This window comes from Scytonema sp. UIC 10036, assembly GCF_009725235.1.
The window spans coordinates 1-18,087 of sequence record NZ_WJFC01000025.1; the positions used below are offsets into that span (position 1 = coordinate 1).

The 18,087-nt window shown below is 43.0% G+C and carries 18 protein-coding genes and 3 pseudogenes; 10 read left to right on the plus strand and 11 right to left on the minus strand.

Features of this window, described 5'->3' with window-relative positions; translation table 11 throughout:
• Positions 1 to 186 precede the first annotated feature (186 nt).
• Complete coding sequence (locus F7734_RS13965; protein ID WP_155745296.1) at positions 187 to 2,046, plus strand: peptide ABC transporter substrate-binding protein; 1,860 nt, start codon at positions 187 to 189, stop codon at positions 2,044 to 2,046.
• Positions 2,047 to 2,051: 5 nt separating this feature from the next.
• Here F7734_RS13965 and F7734_RS13970 read toward each other — a convergent pair whose 3' ends face one another.
• The 7 genes and pseudogenes from F7734_RS13970 to F7734_RS14000 all read right to left on the minus strand — a co-directional run bounded on the left by F7734_RS13970 (position 2,052) and on the right by F7734_RS14000 (position 10,368).
• Positions 2,052 to 3,011 carry an ABC transporter permease gene (locus tag F7734_RS13970; protein ID WP_155745297.1) on the minus strand — a complete coding sequence of 320 codons (960 nt, stop codon included), beginning with the start codon at positions 3,009 to 3,011 and terminating at the stop codon, positions 2,052 to 2,054.
• An 18-nt stretch (positions 3,012 to 3,029) separates the two neighbouring features.
• The gene (locus tag F7734_RS13975; RefSeq protein ID WP_166481898.1) at positions 3,030 to 3,992 is read right to left on the minus strand and encodes an ABC transporter permease; all 963 of its coding nucleotides are present in this window, start codon (positions 3,990 to 3,992) and stop codon (positions 3,030 to 3,032) included.
• Between the two features lie 314 nt (positions 3,993 to 4,306).
• Positions 4,307 to 5,221, minus strand: a pseudogene (locus tag F7734_RS13980) (TauD/TfdA family dioxygenase).
• A gap of 70 nt (positions 5,222 to 5,291) precedes the next feature.
• The gene (locus tag F7734_RS13985) at positions 5,292 to 6,668 is read right to left on the minus strand and encodes an LLM class flavin-dependent oxidoreductase (protein ID WP_155745298.1); all 1,377 of its coding nucleotides are present in this window, start codon (positions 6,666 to 6,668) and stop codon (positions 5,292 to 5,294) included.
• 244 nt (positions 6,669 to 6,912) lie between these two features.
• Positions 6,913 to 8,133, minus strand: a complete 1,221-nt coding sequence (locus F7734_RS13990; RefSeq protein WP_155745299.1) for a glutathione S-transferase family protein — start codon at positions 8,131 to 8,133, stop codon at positions 6,913 to 6,915.
• Between the two features lie 82 nt (positions 8,134 to 8,215).
• Entirely contained in the window at positions 8,216 to 8,545 is a 330-nt protein-coding gene (locus F7734_RS13995; protein ID WP_155745300.1) for a ferredoxin family protein, read from the minus strand.
• Positions 8,546 to 8,745: 200 nt separating this feature from the next.
• A complete protein-coding gene (locus F7734_RS14000; RefSeq protein ID WP_166481899.1) occupies positions 8,746 to 10,368 on the minus strand; it encodes an FAD-binding protein in 1,623 nt (540 codons plus the stop codon).
• Between the two features lie 431 nt (positions 10,369 to 10,799).
• On the opposite strand from F7734_RS14000, the gene F7734_RS14005 reads away from it, so the two are divergent.
• The gene (locus F7734_RS14005; RefSeq protein WP_347566194.1) at positions 10,800 to 10,940 is read left to right on the plus strand and encodes a hypothetical protein; all 141 of its coding nucleotides are present in this window, start codon (positions 10,800 to 10,802) and stop codon (positions 10,938 to 10,940) included.
• 18 nt (positions 10,941 to 10,958) lie between these two features.
• Here the strand turns inward: F7734_RS14005 and F7734_RS14010 are convergent, their stop codons facing one another.
• Positions 10,959 to 11,717, minus strand: a complete 759-nt coding sequence (locus F7734_RS14010; protein ID WP_155745301.1) for a DUF364 domain-containing protein — start codon at positions 11,715 to 11,717, stop codon at positions 10,959 to 10,961.
• A gap of 190 nt (positions 11,718 to 11,907) precedes the next feature.
• Entirely contained in the window at positions 11,908 to 12,156 is a 249-nt protein-coding gene (locus F7734_RS60695) for a hypothetical protein (RefSeq protein ID WP_166481900.1), read from the minus strand.
• On the opposite strand from F7734_RS60695, the pseudogene F7734_RS14015 reads away from it, so the two are divergent.
• From F7734_RS14015 to F7734_RS14050, 8 genes and pseudogenes are all read left to right on the plus strand, one after another.
• Positions 12,085 to 12,270: pseudogene (locus tag F7734_RS14015) on the plus strand (nitrogenase component 1); the annotation flags it as partial. The gene F7734_RS60695 and the pseudogene F7734_RS14015 sit on opposite strands and share 72 nt — an antisense overlap.
• Before the next feature lie 214 nt (positions 12,271 to 12,484).
• Positions 12,485 to 12,892 (plus strand): peptide-methionine (R)-S-oxide reductase MsrB, encoded by a 408-nt coding sequence (msrB, locus tag F7734_RS14020; RefSeq protein ID WP_155745302.1) that lies wholly within the window; start codon positions 12,485 to 12,487, stop codon positions 12,890 to 12,892.
• A gap of 618 nt (positions 12,893 to 13,510) precedes the next feature.
• The gene (locus F7734_RS14025; protein WP_155745303.1) at positions 13,511 to 13,798 is read left to right on the plus strand and encodes a hypothetical protein; all 288 of its coding nucleotides are present in this window, start codon (positions 13,511 to 13,513) and stop codon (positions 13,796 to 13,798) included.
• Between the two features lie 201 nt (positions 13,799 to 13,999).
• Positions 14,000 to 14,608 carry a molybdopterin-dependent oxidoreductase gene (locus F7734_RS14030; protein WP_155745304.1) on the plus strand — a complete coding sequence of 203 codons (609 nt, stop codon included), beginning with the start codon at positions 14,000 to 14,002 and terminating at the stop codon, positions 14,606 to 14,608.
• 460 nt (positions 14,609 to 15,068) lie between these two features.
• A pseudogene (locus F7734_RS66105) lies at positions 15,069 to 15,152 on the plus strand (iron chelate uptake ABC transporter family permease subunit); the annotation flags it as partial.
• A gap of 109 nt (positions 15,153 to 15,261) precedes the next feature.
• Positions 15,262 to 15,579, plus strand: coding sequence for a DUF433 domain-containing protein (locus F7734_RS14040; RefSeq protein WP_155745370.1), 318 nt, complete (start codon positions 15,262 to 15,264; stop codon positions 15,577 to 15,579).
• Positions 15,579 to 15,971, plus strand: coding sequence for a DUF5615 family PIN-like protein (locus tag F7734_RS14045; protein WP_155745305.1), 393 nt, complete (start codon positions 15,579 to 15,581; stop codon positions 15,969 to 15,971). The genes F7734_RS14040 and F7734_RS14045 overlap by 1 nt, the downstream gene beginning before the upstream one ends.
• Positions 15,972 to 16,472: 501 nt before the next feature.
• Entirely contained in the window at positions 16,473 to 16,805 is a 333-nt protein-coding gene (locus F7734_RS14050; RefSeq protein WP_155745306.1) for a hypothetical protein, read from the plus strand.
• A gap of 36 nt (positions 16,806 to 16,841) precedes the next feature.
• Here the strand turns inward: F7734_RS14050 and F7734_RS14055 are convergent, their stop codons facing one another.
• Together F7734_RS14055 and F7734_RS14060 are read right to left on the minus strand one after the other, a co-directional pair.
• Positions 16,842 to 17,711 carry a substrate-binding domain-containing protein gene (locus F7734_RS14055; protein WP_155745307.1) on the minus strand — a complete coding sequence of 290 codons (870 nt, stop codon included), beginning with the start codon at positions 17,709 to 17,711 and terminating at the stop codon, positions 16,842 to 16,844.
• Positions 17,712 to 17,936: a hypothetical protein gene (locus F7734_RS14060; RefSeq protein ID WP_155745308.1), complete on the minus strand. Its 225-nt coding sequence runs from the start codon at positions 17,934 to 17,936 to the stop codon at positions 17,712 to 17,714. It abuts the gene before it with no gap.
• Positions 17,937 to 18,087 lie beyond the last annotated feature (151 nt).

Genomic DNA, 18,087 nt, shown 5'->3' on the forward strand with positions numbered 1-18,087 from the left:
GAGGGTTAGGGTGGGGTAAAAAATATTTGATACATCAATCATGACTTTTCAAACATCCTCTTAGGAGCAACCGTTTAATTAGTTTGGCAGCAACAACTAAACTCCCAAACGGTGGGTGATTTTCATTGAAAGAACTCTCCTCTATAATTCAAGCCAATACTCAACTTCATTAAAAGTGCTCAAACAATGTCGGTTCTATCAAAACTTATTCAATATTATGCAGAAAGAGGTCAAAAGCTTGAAAAGGTTTATCTAAAATCTGAAAGACAGCAGGATTTCGCGTATCCTAAATCGCTGCTTTGCAACCTCCTCACAAATCATCACATTTTTGCCTTGTCGTTGACCAGTGTATTTTTTTTTACTGCTTGTTCTTCGCCAAAGCCTGAATCTTCCGGAACGAAAGAATCGACTCCTGGTGTTTCAAGCAACAACAGCGACACATTACGATTGCTTTACTGGCAAGCTCCAACTATTCTAAATCCACATCTATCTCAAGGAATTAAGGACTTTCATGCCAGCCGAGTCACTTACGAACCTCTTGCTAGTTATGATAAAGAAGGCAAACTAATCCCCTTTTTAGCAGCACAAATCCCTACTTTAGAGAATGGCGGACTGGCTAAGGATGGTAAGTCTGTCATCTGGAAACTTAAGCAGGGTATTAAGTGGTCAGATGGACAGCCTTTGACAGCACAAGATGTAGTGTTTACTTACAAATTTCTCTCCAATCCAGCTGTAGGTGCGACTACGACTGCTTATTATGAAGCTGTTAAAAACGTCGAAGCTATTGATGACCAAACTGTTAAAATCATTTTTAAAGATGTCAATCCTGCTTGGTCGCTGCCTTTCGTTGGTCAAAGTGGGGCAATTTTACCACGTCATATCTTCGAGAAATACAGTGGAGCTAATGCTAGGGAAGCTCCTGCTAATTTGCTTCCTGTCGGTACTGGTCCTTACCGAGTGGTAGAATTTAAGCCCGGTGATATTGTTATTTATGAAGCCAATCCTTTGTTCCGAGAAACCGATCGGTCTTTATTTAAGCGAATAGAACTTAAGGGAGGTGGTGACGCCACTTCGGCGACGAGATCTGTGCTTCAGACTGGTGATAGTGACTTTGCCTGGAACCTCTTAGTGGAAGCGCCGATCCTTAAACAACTGGAAGCAGGAGGTAAAGGTAAGGTAGACATAATCTTTGGGGGTTTGGCAGAACGCATTTTTCTTAACCAAACCGATCCCAACAAAGCAACGAAAGATGGCGAGCGATCTAGCCTTCAGTTTCCCCATCCTTTCTTTAGCGATCGAAGAGTGCGCCAAGCTTTTAACTATGCTGTCGATCGCGATACCATTACCCAGCAATTATACGGTCCCACTGGTCGTGCAACCTCCAATACTTTAGTAGGACCGGATATTTATAATTCACCTAATACAAAATACGAATTTAATCTGAAAAAAGCGGCTGCTTTATTAGATGAAGCTGGATGGAAAGATACTAATAACAACGGTATTCGAGATAAAAATGGCATAGAAATGAAGGTTGTTTTCCAAACTGGAGTCAATCCACTGCGACAAAAAACTCAAGAAATTATCAAACAAGCATTAACATCTATTGGCGTAAACGTGGAACTCAAAAGTATAGATCCAAGTATTTACTTCTCTGGCGATCCCTCCAACCCAGACACAGTTGCTCGTTTCCAAGCCGATATGCAAATGTTTACTAATGGGAATGAAAATACTGACCCTGGTGCTTATATGAAAGCATGGACTTGTGCTGAAATTCCTCAGAAAAAAAACAATTGGTCGCGTAGCAACTCTTCACGCTATTGCAATCCCGAATATGACAAGCTTTGGCAACAATCCAGTACAGAGCTAAATCCAAAAAAACGCCAACAGCTTTTTATTCAAATGAACGATTTACTGATTAAAGATGCGATTGTGATTCCTTTAGTTGTAAAAGCTAGAGTGAGTGGCATTAGCAATAGGCTGACTGGTGTAGATTTAACTCCATGGGATGCCGATACTTGGAATATTAAAGACTGGCGAAGAAAGTAGATGGCTTATCCCGATAGTCGCGGATCTAAAGCATCTCTTAAACCATCACCTATATAATTGATGCTTAGTACCGTGAGAAATATTGCTGTACCTGGAAAAAGAACCATGTAAGGAGCAAATTCCAGAAAGTTTTGTCCATCATAAAGCATTCGTCCCCAGGTTGGAATGTCCGGTGGAAAACCAAGCCCAAAAAAGCTGAGGGTAGATTCAGTAATAATTGCATTGCTAACCGACAGCGTAGCCGCAACCAATACCGGACTGATGACATTTGGCAGAATGTGAATCCAGATAAGTCGTTGGGGACTTGCACCAAGCGCTCGTGCAGCTGTAATGAAATCCATTTCCCGTACTGTTAAAAAACCAGAGCGGACTAATCTTGCTACAGCCATCCAGTTGAGTCCACCGATAACCAGGACAACTAGCACAAATATACCCAGTTCTTGACCTGCGATCGCTTTAATTGTATCCCGAAACAAAAAGATTATCAGTAATAACAGTGGTAGTCTTGGTAACGCTAGGCACAAGTCAGTGAAGCGCATCAGCATCATATCTAGTAAGCCGCCATAAAAACCAGAGATTGCGCCAACAAATGTACCTAGCAAGATCGCAACCAACATGGAAAAAATTCCTACTGCGATTGATATCCGTCCACCGTACAACATCCTTGCTAGGATATCTTGACCTAGGTCGTTAGTTCCAAATGGATGTTCCCAACTTGGAGGAAGGGAGGATTGAGCAAAGTCAATTTTGTTGATAGGTGTAGCATACACTAGTGGACCAAAGAGGATGCTAAACACTATTATCAACAGCACAACACTGCCAAATAGTGCTTGACGATTGCGACGAAATTTCTGCCAGATCTCTTGTATGAGCGTTCTTTGTCCAAAAGGAGCCATCTGCTCTGGTGCAGGGTAAGCTGACAATTCCGGTTCTTCTGAAGCCTGTTTTGGCGATCGCTTTAACATAAACTGTCTGGATTCGTACTACTTTGTGTACTGAACTCGAGGATCTAATAAAGCATAAAGAATATCTGCAACCAGATTAAAAACAACAATCAAAATTGCATAGATAAAAGTAATTGACATTACGACTGGTGTATCATTACGATATATTGATTCTATCAATAAAGCACCAATACCGGGAACACGAAAAACTTGTTCTGTGACCAAAGCCCCTGTGAAAATATTAGGAATATCTAACGCTACTAATGTAACGACAGGAATTAATGCGTTCCGTAAAACGTGACGATATATGACAATAAATGTAGGTAATCCCTTAGCATAAGCAGTACGCACATAATCTTGGTGAAGTTTTTCCAAGACTTCCGAACGAACAAAGCGCATGAGTAAGGCCGTCTGCCAGAGTGTGAGAACAGATACTGGCATAATTGACTGTTTAATTTGTGCAACAAAACTTTCCCAATCAGTCACTTGTAGAGTGCTATTGTAGATGAAAGGCAGCCATTTTAACTGTACGCTAAAGAGAATAATAAATAGCAATCCAGTAAAAAATGTAGGCAGAGAAAATCCTAAAAACACGATAGTTGTTAAAATTGTATCAACAACTGAATTACGTTTAAGAGCGGAAATGACCCCCAAGGGAACAGCTAGCAATGCACCAAGAACATAAGCTGAACCAACGACCCATAATGTTGTTGGTAATCGTTGTAGAATCAACCCACTCACTGGACTGCGGCTAGTGAAGGAATAGCCGATGTCTCCCCTAAGAAAGGATGTAAACCACTTGATGTAGCGTATGTGTATAGGTTGGTCTAAACCAAACGCTCTTCTAATGTTTTCTCGAACTTCTGCTGTAATGGATGGATTAACCGCAAATTCACCCATTGGATCGCCTGGTGCCAAGGCTAAGATAGCGAACACAACGATGCTAATAGCAATGAGTGTTGGAATAAAGATCAGTAGACGATAGATTATATACTTGGTCACGGAGTCCTCATACTACCGCAATTGACTTGTCTTAATTCTCTCTTAATTTGAGCGCGGTTTGAGTGGGTTAGATTGGTAAAATGCTTAACTTCTTTTGCGGATACAGATGGTCAATGAGGGACTGGTAACTGTCACTTAATTCTCATGTGGTACTCTCTCGTTCCCAGGTTTCTTTCGTTCTCTCGTTCCCAGGTAGAACCTGGGAATGCAGCACAGCAGGCTCTGCCTCGCGTAACAAATCAACACTGGAGGCGGAGCCTCCTTAAGGCATTCCCAGGCTCCGCCTGGGAACGAGGTGAGGGGTTGGTCAGTAATTAAGCAGCAACTGACACGCGTTGGTTGTAAGCAGAAGAGTCTCCCTTGATTGCTTCACTTTGTTTACCATCGATACCAACGGGGATATCGCCAACGAGCGTCACTCGCTGAACGTGGCGGGGTTGGTCACCATAATCAGCGATCGCGTAATGTTGAGTAGCGCGATTGTCCCAGAATGCCACATCGCCGACTTACCAACGCCAGCGAACAGTATTTTCCGGACGAGTCACATAAGCCTGCAAAAGTCGGAGAAGATCTGCCGATTCAGCTGGTGATAAGCTACGGATTTGACGAACGAAACCACCAATAAAGAGACCTCGCTCACCCGACTCAGGATGAACGCGTACCACTGGATGAAGTGTTTCGTAAACAGTAGATGTGAAGACATCTCGGTACGCCTTAACCTCTTCAGAAACGTCAAGTGGAGTAACGGCATAGTCATAAGCGTTACTATGTATAGCCCAGAGTTGGTCTGCAAGATTACGCAGATGGGCTGGTAAGTCTTGGTATGCAGTTACGGAGTTTGCCCAAATTGTGTCTCCTCCTGCTGGTGGTATAGTAATAGCTCGTAAAATAGAACCAAGCGGAGGGCGATCTACGAAGGTGACATCAGTGTGCCAGTTATTAGCACGGGTAACAGTTCGCCCGTAATTTAGGTCTAGAACTTCTGGGTGTCCTGGAAATGATGGCACGGTGGGATGTGCTGTTGTCACTTCACCAAATCGACGAGCGAAAGCAACTTGCCCATTGGCGTCTAGCTGTTGGTGACGGAAAAAAATCACTTTATATTGAACAAGTGCCTGACGAATCTCGCTGATAATATCTTTGCTGAGGTCAGCACTCAAGTCAACACCTATAATTTCAGCACCGATACGTCCTGCGACTGGTTTAATGTCAAAGTTTTGAAAACTCATAAGTTTTAGGGGGTAGGGGGTAGGGGTTAGAGAGGGTGTCACTGTGAATTGACACAGGTGAAATTTGAGATTATGTAGAAGCACCTACTGTTACCAGTTCTGGAGATACTGCAAGGGTAGTGAATTGGTTTACTGGACGGGGTAAACCGAGATTCTCGCGTAGGGTTCGACCTTCGTACTCAGTGCGAAATAACCCCCGGCGTTGCAATTCAGGAATGACTAAATCGACAAAATCATCTAAACCACCAGGTAGGTAAGGCGGCATGATATTGAATCCATCAGCCCCACCATTGACAAACCAGTCTTCAAGCAGATCTGCGATTTGTTCTGGTGTTCCTACAGTCTGCCGATGTCCGCGTGCGCCAGCAATCCACAAATACAATTGCCGGATGGTTAAATTTTCTCTATGGGCAAGATCGGTCAGTAGTTTTTGACGGCTTTTTCCACCGTTGGTCTCTGGTAGTTCTGGAAGTGGACCATCTATTGGGTAGTTGGACAAATCAAATCCACCTATCATCACTCCCAGCAATCCCAATCCAACTGATGGATCGATTAATTCCTGAATTTGCTCGAATTTATCCTTGGCTTCTTGCTCGGTTTTGCCAATTACTGGAAAGATTCCGGGCATAATCTTGAGACTGTCGGGAGAACGCCCGTACTTTGTTAACCTACTCTTGACATCTGTGTAAAATGCTTGAGCTTCTTGTAGTGTTTGCTGTGCAGTAAAAATCACTTCTGCCGTTTGTGCAGCCAGATTTTTACCGTCTTCTGAAGACCCAGCTTGAATGATAACCGGGTATCCTTGTACTGGACGAGCCACATTCAGAGGTCCCCTTACCGAAAAATGCTCGCCCTTATGATCGGGAATGTGTAATTTCTCTGGATTGAAGTAAATGCCTGATTCTTTGTCGCGTAAGAAAGCGTCATCTTCCCAACTATCCCAGAGTTTAGTTACCACATCGACAAACTCTTTCGCACGCTCGTAACGTAGCGTATGCTCCATGTGTTGGTCGCGGTTGAAGTTTTTTGCTTCCACTTCTGTTGCGGAAGTTACGAGATTCCATCCAGCACGACCGCCACTTAAGTGGTCTAATGATGCAAATTTACGAGCAAGGTGATAAGGTTCGTTGTATGTGGTTGAGACTGTTGCTGTTAACCCGATGTGTTCTGTCACCACTGACAAAGCTGATAGTAAGGTCAGGGGTTCAAAGTGAACAACTGTGGTTCGGCTTAGCGCCTCCTTTCCCGGTCCCCGTTCTCGCACAGCTACACCGTCAGCGAGGAAAACCATGTCAAATTTGCCTCGTTCGGCTGTCTGCGCGAGCCGCTTATAGTGGTGGAAGTTTAGACCTCCGTCAGCTTGTGCGTTGGGATGCCGCCACGCTGCTACATGATGTCCGCAACCGGGTAAGAATGCACCTAATTTTAGCTGTTTTTTTGTACTCATTTTTTAGATGAAACGTAAACTGTTAGACTTACTAACTATTTTTTACCCCACCCTAACCCTCCCCTTGGAAAGGGGAGGGAACTAGAGCTCCATTTCCCCCCTTTCCAAGGGGAGGGAACTAGAGATCCATTTCCCCCCTTTCCAAGGGGAGGGAACTAGAGCTCCATTTCCCCCCTTTCCAAGGGGAGGGAACTAGAGCTCCATTTCCCCCCTTTCCAAGGGGGGATTAAGGGGGGTAATTTTGTCAATAAAGTGATGCTAGGACTTTATCTGCTGCTGCTCGGAATGCTGTGGCAGCACCTGCACTCATGTCACGAGGAGCACAAATGCGATTTCTCACGTAGGCAAGTGTAATAGCTCCGACAGCTGCTACAGTCGAATCGGTGGTATTTTCTTTACCTCCTGTCCGTCCACCTAGTAAGGGTGAGCCATTTCCATGAAGGAGATACTCTGCTAGCAGTTTAAGATGCCACTCAACTGCTTCTTTCACTGCTGAAATGTCTCCATCTGCTGCTAATGCTTGCACTCCAGAGTTTTTCACGATGTCTGCGATCGCAACTTCCCGGTTATCACTCAGTCTTTCAGCAGCTTCTGCTCGATACTGAAGTGCCTCGGTGTCTGTTGTGTCTAAAGGCAATGGATTCCCGATTGGTTGCAAACCGAATCGGCGACGCAAAAGTAAATTGTTGGTTGTACTATCCGATCTGACTCGGTGATAAGCAGGACGTTGTTTGATTGCCTCAAACCAAGCGTTGAGTCGAGGGAAGCGTGCATTTCCCTTGATATGATATCCTCGGTACACTGGTAGATTAGCAGCCAATCGATCCAAATGAGGGCTATACATAATATCTACCAAACTAAACGTTGACACAAAGTAAGGACTTGGGTATTTTCCTAAGCTTTCTTCGAGTGCGTCTAATTTAGCTTCTAACTCTGCTTGAAAATGGGCTAACTCATTAGCATCAGAAGTTGGTTGCCTTAAAAATTTGTAAGCAGCACCCAAAAAACCACTGGTTTCAGCATTGTCAACTAACTGCCTTGCAACTGCATTTTCCTCTGGATCTTCAGGAAGCAGAGGTGGAGTACTAAATCGCTCTTCCAAAGCTAAGAGAATATCTTTAGATTCGTAAACTAATTTGCCTTCAATTTTTGCAGCCGGGACAAGTGTTGTGGGAACAAGATCGGTGTACCACTTGGGTTTATTACTCAAATCTATAAATTCTGTTTCAAAGGGGATTTCTTTCTCTTCTAAGGCAAACCAAACTCGTTCGCAAAAAGGACACCAAGAATTGGTATCGCGGTAAAGCAGTACTGGTGGTGTATTGGAGCTTAGTTTATGAAGACCACTGGGAATGGGAGCTGTAGAAGGTGATTGTCCTGGTCTGCGTACTCGGCGAGCCGGGGTATTTTTTCGAGCAACTTCTAACAGTTGATCCCAAGTAGTTATTGATTCTTGAAGTGGCATTTTTACCTTCTCCTATAAAAAATTGTGACTCTACAACAGACGCGCCATGGCGCTACAACAGACGCGCCATGGCGCGTCTCTACTAGGGAGAGTATTTGAAGAATTTGGCAGACTGTTCCATTTGGGCAGATGGGGTGCGTCCTCGTCCCCATCCCAACTTTTTGCGGTATGTTCCCAGCAATCCCGACTCCACTAAAAACTCCTCGTCAACTGCAACAGATTCATCTGCTTGAGGAGCAACAAATAAAGCATCAACTGGGCAATATAATTCACAGATGAAACAGGTTTGACAATCACTTTTACGGGCAATTGTAGGAGGAGCATTAAGAACTTCGTCAAAGACATTAGTTGGGCAAACGCTAACACAAATATTACATTTGATACAACGAGATTCGCTGACTAACTCAATCATAAATTTTGGATTTTAGATTTTAGATTTTGGATTAATTGGATTTTGGATTTTAGATTTTGGATTTTGGATTAATGGAATTTTGAATTTCGTCCTTCTGTCTTATAAGGTTACTGATTCTCTTCTCCTATTTCTTCGTGTCCTTTGCGTCTTTGCGGTTCAATTAAATAAAAATCTTTGGACGAGACAGAAATAAGACTATTTCAACTCTGACAAACAATACTTTCTTGCCCAATTTGATAGGCAATATCTTGTTCGGGTTTGACCCAAACGCGATCTAGTCCACCACTCAGCAACCGATGTTGTTGTTTGGCATCAATTTGCGAATAGTCTTCATGTTTGTGCATACCGCGAGATTCTCTTCGTTCTAAAGCTGTGGCATACATCCACCTCGCCGTCGCAACCATGGCTGCAGTTTCTCTCGCTTGGATTGTTTGCTGCTCTGACTGAACTGATGCATTGCGAATTTCACTCCACAACTCGTGCAGTCGGTGGAGCGATTCTGATAAACCCTTTTCTGTACGGAATAGGTTGCGATCGTATGGAATCACTTCTGCTTGCACTGCGCGAATTATGTCTGTTGGCTCAAAAGTACGACTGCTAGAACCAAGTGTTGCTCCATCAATTCTATGTAGCGATCGCCTATTCACTTTACTCCCCAATTGACGGGCATAGAGAGCAGCTGCTTCACCCGCCCAATCACCAGAAGCAGTTGCCCATGCTGCGTTGGGACTACCACCTCCCGATCCACCGCCGCAAATGAGTTCTCGTGTTGCGGCGTCTCCCACGGCATAAAGACCGGGAACAGATGTAGCACAAGTGTCATCAACAATTCGCAATCCACCCGTCCCCCGGACAGTCCCCTCTAAACGTAACGTCACGGGGAATCGTTGCGTAAAGGGATCGATCCCAACTCGCTCAAATGGTAAGAAGAAGTTATGTTGAATCGTTCGCATCCAACTTTTTTCTTCTTCTGAAGCTTTATCGATACAAGCATAAACGGGTTGGGTTAGCAATATACGGGCAATATCTCGGCGATCTTTTCCCTCAATAACAGTCCCATCCTCATAGGTAAAGGTAGCATAGCGATAATATGCACCTTTAGTCACGGAAGCAAAAGCAGGAGTTAGGGCGTAGGCATTGGAAAACTCCATGCCTGATAATTGAGCACCAACTTCAGCTGCCATAAGATACCCATCTCCTGTTAAGACATTGCATCCTAAGGTTTTGCTGAGGAAGGCACATCCCCCAGTCGCAAGAATGACAGCTGCTGCTCTGATTATCCAGTACTTCCCTGTTTGCCGACTCATCCCTCTTGCCCCTGCTACAGCACCGTCTGCATCCACTAATAATTCCAGTGCGGGACTGTGGTCGAGAATTTTTACGCCTACCTTTTTCACTTGTTTTCGCATCAACCGCATATATTCCGCGCCTTGATGCAGTGAAGGAAGATAGGGATGTCCATTATCATCTTTAGAAAATGGATAGCCCCACTCTACCAGCCGATTTAGGTTCATCCTAGCTCGATCTAAGACACGGTTCATCCAGTCGCGATCGCTCAGAAAGCCCCCCAGAGTTTCTCTTTTAGATAACTCTGCCTCGCGGTTGGCAGGATTTGAAACATACCAAACCGTTGTGCCAGCTGCTGCTGTGGCTCCACTAGTACCGCAGTAGCCTTTATCTGCAAGAATAACTTTTGCTCCTTGAGTTGCAGCACTCCATGCTGCCCAAGTGCCTGCCGGTCCACCTCCAATAACGAGGACATCAGCCTCCAAATCTTGGTGTAAACCGAGGGTAGATGCTAGCTTTGAATCATGAGCACTCACGGTTGCTGATTCTCCTAATTTATTAAATGATTCTAGGGATTAACAACCCATACATTATAATACTATAACTTGATTAACTTACCGTATTTATTTTAATTTCAGATTTCATAGCTAAAAGGAAAAAGCAAGACTTTGTAAAGATACGTAACAAAGGCTAAAATCGTGACTAAAGCTCTCTCACCTCTTACCTCTGCGTCCTCTGCGTCTCGGCGGTTAAATATAATGATTTTTGAACCGCAGAGTACGCAGAGGACGCAGAGAGTCACAGTAATTAACGGTTTAACTCCACTCTGCGAAACTCTGATGGTGGGTTAGGTACTTTTTCATGAGCACAGGGAAGGGGAGACTGAGCCAACACCACAATCATTCTTTCCGTCCCCGTATTTCTAATTTCATGCCCCACATCCTTGGGAATGTGAACGCAGGATGCAGTGCGTTACCAGATTGTCATTATGTTTATGATTGTCTCAGGAACTGCTCTCGGAACGTTAGGTGTAGTTATGCTAGCCTTTTGTGCTTTATTTAACCGGAAACACCAACTCCAAGTTGAGCGACTGCGTCGAGTTGAATAAAATTTTATGAATGCTAACTCATGGTGATAATTCTAAGACGTGATACTGTACTCCTGTATCAAAAATTCTAACACCTCCTCCCTCTGCAATTGTCTGCCGTAATGCTTCTGGAGACGTGACACAAACACCTGCCAAATAATCGATTCCCATATCTGCTAAATCTGGTAACCAGGGTACAGTCGGTCCCATCAACACTAACTTGGCATTTTGTGACAACTCAACCAAACGCGGAAATGTTTTATTGACAATAGAGGTGGCTGTGAGAAACACCCAATCAGCTTCGGGTAGAAGATATTCGCAAGCTGTATCGGGTAAGTCTTGGTTACTGGGTTGACGTTCGAGTACCGTCAAGTCTATTTCCTGTTCGTACTGAGAAAGTCCGGGATAACGCCCAATGACGACGACTCGTTTTCCCCGAATCAATGGTAAAAAATGCTCAAAGACTGCGAGATTTGCCGAACCTTTAGGTGAAAGTGGTTGTGAAGACATTAGAAGTGGTGAAGATGAGTTAATAACAGCATTAATTGCTGCCATAGCGACAGTTGCTTGATAGCTATCCCAAGATTGCAGCCAGGGTGCTAAATTTGCGATCGCCGTATTGACTAGTGTTCCTGACCAAGGTAGAGTGCGGGTTGGTTGTCCGGGACTCATGCACAAACCAATTCCATCAGCTTGGCAGTATGTCCAGGTTAAACCAATGATTATCTCTCGCACTGATGCATTTGTCTGACTTGACTTTAGTAGCAGATTATATATTTTTCGTGGGTTGACTTTCATCTTAAAACGTATGAAGGGGCAATTCCTTGTTGGTATGTTAAGCCTAAAAATACGAAAACAAGTAGGTTAGGTTTCGTTCCTCAACACAACATTTACAGACACTTGTTGGGTTTCCCCAAGGGGAAACCCAACCTACAATTTCCTTATTCTAGCAGTATTGCCACTGGTGTGACGAGTTTTAATATCTAGCTTATGAGTTTTGTCCCTCAAGAATTTCTTTTTGGATACAGCGAATTTGTGCAGCTAATTCTTGAGCAGTTAGTGACGTGTGACAAAAATATAACTGCATCAGGTTTAATTCCGATTGTTTGGTAGATGAAACTTTGTTGAGATGACCCGCGCCGAGCTTATTGCTGAGATTAAAAGGAATAGTTAAGCGATCGCACTTCGTCTCCAAATTCCTCTTTACCGTCAGGGGATTCCTATTTTTGACCGTCATGGTCATAATCATCTAACTAAAGTGGGCTACCGAGGTACCATGCGACTTCTATTTGATATTAGCAATATTCTTTTGGAGAAAGAGCAAGCGAAGTTTGAGGCAAGAGCGTGCTAAAGTCAAAAAAAGGTAACTATGGCCTTCTGAGCCTTGCATTGTTATATAGCAATTCCCACTTTCGTAAAGTACACGATATTGAATTAACCGCAGCCTGTAGCGGATGGACGCAGATAAATTTGTACCTCAGCAGACTAGGAAACGCTGTATAGCTTAAACAAGATATAATAAATGTATATTTTGATAACAAAATCTAACTGCAAGGTCAGAAGTTATGGTAAGTTCCAAAAAAGAGTTTGAAATCACTAAAACTGAGGAAGAGTGGCGCAAGATCTTGACGCCAGAACAATATAGAGTCATGCGCGAACACGGCACAGAGCGTGCTTGCACCTCACCTCTGGATAAACAATACGCTGAGGGGACTTATCTGTGCGCGGCGTGCGGTCAGCCGCTTTTTACATCGAAAACCAAATTTAACAGTGCTACAGGCTGGCCTAGTTTTTTCCAGCCAATTGAAGGTGCGATCGGCACAAGTATAGATAAGTCATTTTTTATGACTAGAACTGAAGTTCATTGCAGTCGCTGTGGCGGACATTTAGGTCATGTGTTTGACGATGGACCTGCACCTACTGGTCAACGTTACTGCATGAATGGTGTTTCTCTTAACTTTATTCCAGACTAATTTTTATCTGTCTTGAATTTAAGGACTATTTGTACCACGAGCGATCGCAATTCGATCGCTCGTGGTATATTATTTTTCTTCCTTATTTTACCAAATTAGTTCCAAATAAGAAGAAAAAGCATTTTCAACCAAACTGGCTCACTATTCATCATGCTCAAATAGGATGGCTATAGTACATTTCGGTTAGGGACAAATGTAATCTTAATTACTTTCTACCAATTTTATTGGTAGAAAATAGGACTTACGCATCGTATAAATAGAGAAACTGGGTATCGTAGCTCGCAAGATCGGGCTGAAAAATATTTACAGTTAAAAATTTTTACCAATATTTTTGGTAATGCGTAACAATTGTAACAATTATTGGTATTAAATTCAGGCAAAATTTATCAATAATTAAAAGTAAATATTTTTCCTGAAGTTTACACAATTATGTATGACGATCGCCGTAAGTGTTGATAACTAAGCTTGGAAAGCGAACGCTCGCAGATATTACAAATACGCAGCTGTTATGACCGTTAGGCAACAGTTTTTGTATTGAAAAGTCAAAATCAGAAAATCTTCAGTAATTTTTGTCTGATTGAATACTAAATATATTTAAGTATAGTAAGGATATATCTCATGATTAATCAATTGCTCATGCCTCGTGAATTGAGAAATATTGCTATTAAGGGTTACGCAAAAGACGGGCGTGGTTTTGTTCGGTTTGTTATAGGCGTACACGAGTGTGAGAATAGTCAGTATCACCCAGAAAAAGATTGTGAAAATTTTCTTGATGAACCAAATGGGTTGCACTTAAAGCGGTTGCTACAAGTTTACAATCCCCTCGTAGAGTTTGTACTCTTCGTAGATTTTGAAGATCGAGGCAAGCGATCCCATTTATATCCACGTCTCATACCACTGTTATAAAGCACGCACTTTTAGTAAATCGTAAAGTTTATGCGGCATGAGCGAGCGCGTATTGTGGTATAAACAAAGTTGGTAACAGCTAGAGAGTTGGTAGTTAAGAGTTGGTAGTAACTCCAACGACTTCCTCTGTACTTGTTTCTAACTAGAAATGAGCAACTGGTTAACTGCCTCCTGCTTGAATTAAAAACTGAAACATATTTTATGCGTTTGACTCGCCGCATCGCCCTTGTGTCCTTAACACTATCAGTATTGGGGTTAGGACAGCCTACTTTCGCTGACTCGTCTAATGATAATTATTCAACTTCTGGACAACAAACAGAGTGTTCCGGTGGTCCCTCAGATAATTTCCGTTTGGGTGGTCAAGTTGTAAATCGAAAAACCTTTACCCTATCAGATCTTCAGTCATTGCCGTCAAGTGAAGTCACTGTTAGTTTTCTAACAGGTCAAGGTCAGGAAACCCGTACCTATGTTGGAGTGCCTTTATGGCAATTGATTGAGAGTGTAGGGGGACTAAAACCTAATCCCGATCCAAGTGTAAAAAATAACTTATTGCGGCAGTACGTTGTTCTTGAAGCGACTGACTGTTATCAAGTTGTTTTAGCAGTGGGTGAAATTCAACCAAACTTTGAAAACAAACAAGTACTAGTTGCATATGCAACAAATGACGATCCATCTTTGGGTCCACAATTACTGACAAATGAAGGGTTCGCCCGTCTAGTAGTACCTGGTGACGCAAGAGGGGGACGTTATATTAGTAACATCAGGCGCATTTATGTGCTCTCTGCTCCAGATTTTCGATTTAAACGATAAACTTTCACCTGCCAGATGTAATTAACCTGTCACAAATGAGTGTCTACAGATTCTTTACCAATTAAATTGGTAAAAACAGCGATTGTTTTGTTACAGTTTTTAGATATTTAAGGGTGCTAATTTTATATGTGTTCAGACAACACCTGATGTTCTAGCTCGAAGTTGGTTGTTTACCAGCGACTCCTTGTCAAGCCGAAAGGTAAAAGTCTTCCTCACATTTAAAATTTGTGGAGAACGGGGCACCCTTATATTGGAAAATAGCCAATTTCTAGCCCCTAACTCTCTTTTTCAGTTTGTTACTTTATGACTTAAGCGTAATCTTTTAGCTACAATACGGAACTAGAAAACCCCCATATTGCCCCTAGAGTTGAAATCGCTTCTAGCATACCCAATAATTTAGCCCAAAAGCTTTATCCGATCGCATACAACTATGCCCCGTCTTTCTCAACGGGGCTTTTAAGTGGCTCTTGCAGGAGCAAGTGTTGCTACAGCTGGTACTATTGGTTTTGTGGGGTTAATGGCTCCGCATTTGGCTAGACGAATCTGATACTGTCCGCAGCAAGTGAATGTAATTGGCTGAAAATTCGTCATTTTCATCCCAGTTATTCCAAACTGCAGCCAGTCTTCCCGATAGTTTGAGAGGTTTTGTTGTGATGAGTAAGAGGACTCAACTGCTCCAAGCAATTGCAGACCTTCCGGAGGAGCTAGTTGACGAGGCGTTGACCTATGTGCAGATGTTGCAAAATCCAATTCAGATTACACCTGGAGTTTGTGGGGGACAGGCACGAATTCGGAATACGCGGATTCCAGTATGGACTTTGGTAGCATATCGGAAACTCGGCGCTCCGGATGAGGAATTATTAGCAAACTATCCTGGGTTGACTGCGGCTGATCTAAGGGCGGCTTGGGATTATTATGAGCAAAATCGCGAACACATAGATAGAGAAATCGCCCAAGATGACTCAATTTGATGGTATTAAAGTTTTATTCTAACGAAAATTTCCCACTCGTAATGGTTAACTTACTTAGAGCAGAAGGACATGATGTATTGACTTCTTACGAGGCAGGTCAGGCGAATCAAGGCATCCCTGACGATCGAGTTTTGCAGTACGCTACGGCTACCGAGCGCATCTTGATTACGGAAAATCGTCAAGACTTTATTGATTTACATCGCACCATGCCCAATCATGCCGGCATTATCATTTTTAAGGATGACCGCGATTATGCTGGAAAAATCAAGGCAATGACTGATTTTTTGAATGAAGACAGTCAATCTTTGACGAATCGTTTGTTGCGGGTGATGAAGCAAAATACGAAAGGGGTTGGACCTTGTTTTGTTGTGCAGGAGTATGGCAAAGGTTGACTGCGCTTGCTATCTTCACCATCATTACATCTTTAGCACTATCGGCGATGTCTCTTAACTCGCCGATGGGCATCTACAAGGCACTTGTAACGGTTTTGGACCGAGTGAAGGCTAAGCGATAGTCATTGACGCTATTTCTCTGGCAAAAGATAACGAAACGATCGCGTTGAGGAGAGAATAAATTTTAATGTTTTAACGATTTTTTGGTAGCCGCAAGGCCGCCGCGCCCCTACCAACGGTGTGGTTCATTTAGGTGAAAACTGCTGTAATGAGTGACGCGGAAACTCTCTCCAGTTGCCAGTTGCAACTTGGCATTGAGAATCTCTGCAATCTAGGAATTTCCTTGTATCTTGGCAGAAACTGACAATTTTTCTGAATTAGCTGTAACTAAAATGACTTCAGCTGCTAACGTGCTTGGTATTGGTATGTGAATTGGTTTAGAGCAAAAACCTCAAATTTATCGATTTTCAAGGAAGTGAGCGAACTTTCGTTGCACCAGTCGTGACTTGGCTAATTGGAAATAACACAAAGCTGACGGTTGAAGGCGATTATCAAAAAGCACGGCTTAACTTTTTTGAGCCAGGTCTACCTGCATCAGGGACGGTGCAGCCCAATCCTAATGGTGAAATTAAGCGCGATCGCTTTTTGGGAGAACCAGATTTAGATAGGGCAATACGTACTTTAGGTAGAATCGGCTACTCTTTTGAGCATCGCTTTAGTAACAATTGGTCTTTACGCAATGCCTTTCGGGCTTCATTTGCAGACTGGATACCCCAAGCTACCACATTTCCTACTGGTCTACAAAATAACCGCACTCTAACTCGACAGTACTAACGCTTGGAATCAGATTTTTATTGGAACAACTATATTTTAGACACTAACGTTGTTGGTAAATTCAAAACGGGCAGTATTGAACATCAGTTGCTCAGTGGAATTGAGTTTTAATTCCCTAAAGCGATCGCCAGCTTTAAAACCATCACAAGTGCGTAGACGCTTAGCAGTGAAGCTGCGGCAATCCTCGCAGTTTTTTGCAGCGAACGCTTGAACTTTTTGCTGTTTGGCAGTCATCAACCTTCTATGCAAGGCAAAGGCTACACTCACAGCCAGTAAAATTCCACCAACTCCTTGAGATTCTCTCACAGACTTTGGACTACTAAATCCATACTTTGCTAGTATTTGTTGCCCAGTTGGCGAAAGGATGTAATTCGCTAGTTGTGAACCTTCAGGAGTTGCACCTTTGAGTACTGTCAAACCGTAGTCGGCTTGAACTTTTAAACTATCTGGCAATTCCACTATCTCTAGACTTGGTGAAATTTCTCGAGCAGACAAAGCACTGGTATAATAAACCAAATAAATGTCTGCTCTGTTGATATCTTGTAGATAGTAGACGATACTACCTCCCGGACTATTCCTCTGTTGTGGCAACGTCCCTGATAATCTTATGGCTTTAGCATCAAGCAATGCAAAGCTTCCTGGACGAATATCTTCGGCTTGGCGAAATATCTGGATTCCGTAATCTCCCAAGGGATCGCTTACAGGTTGGGCAATACTTAATTTAATATCGGGGTTGAGAAACGTATCGAGCAGATTCTCTGTTGTGAGTGAAACCTCTGGTATGGCGATCGCATAGAGAGGATTGCGGGCAAACGTCTTCACTTCCCCACTTAAGTTATTTTGATTGAGTGTAATGGCGTTACCTAAATCAGCACTGGCAAAAACATCTGCCTTTTCCCCAGCCAATTACCTATCTTTTAGTGAACCAGAAGAAGCAAATTCTGTTCTGACAGGAATCCCAAATTCCTGAGTAAAGGTATTGGCAACTTCTGAAAGCGCACCCCTCAAACTACCAGCAGCATATAGAGTCACCTCAGTCGGGTTAGCTAGCGTAGCTGCTAAAGTCTGTTTAATCTGGGTAATATTGACAATGAGTATAGTCAGCGAAGCAGCAAGCAAATACTTTTTCATGATTTTTGAATCGACTACAAGTAAGGACAACAATTACTTTTTGAAATTTTTCTACAATTCTTTTGATATCAATACTGTGTCCTTTTTAGGAACTAACGCTAACAGTCATGTATATGGTGAAATTCTCACCTTAACTAGGTGATGTTGGGAG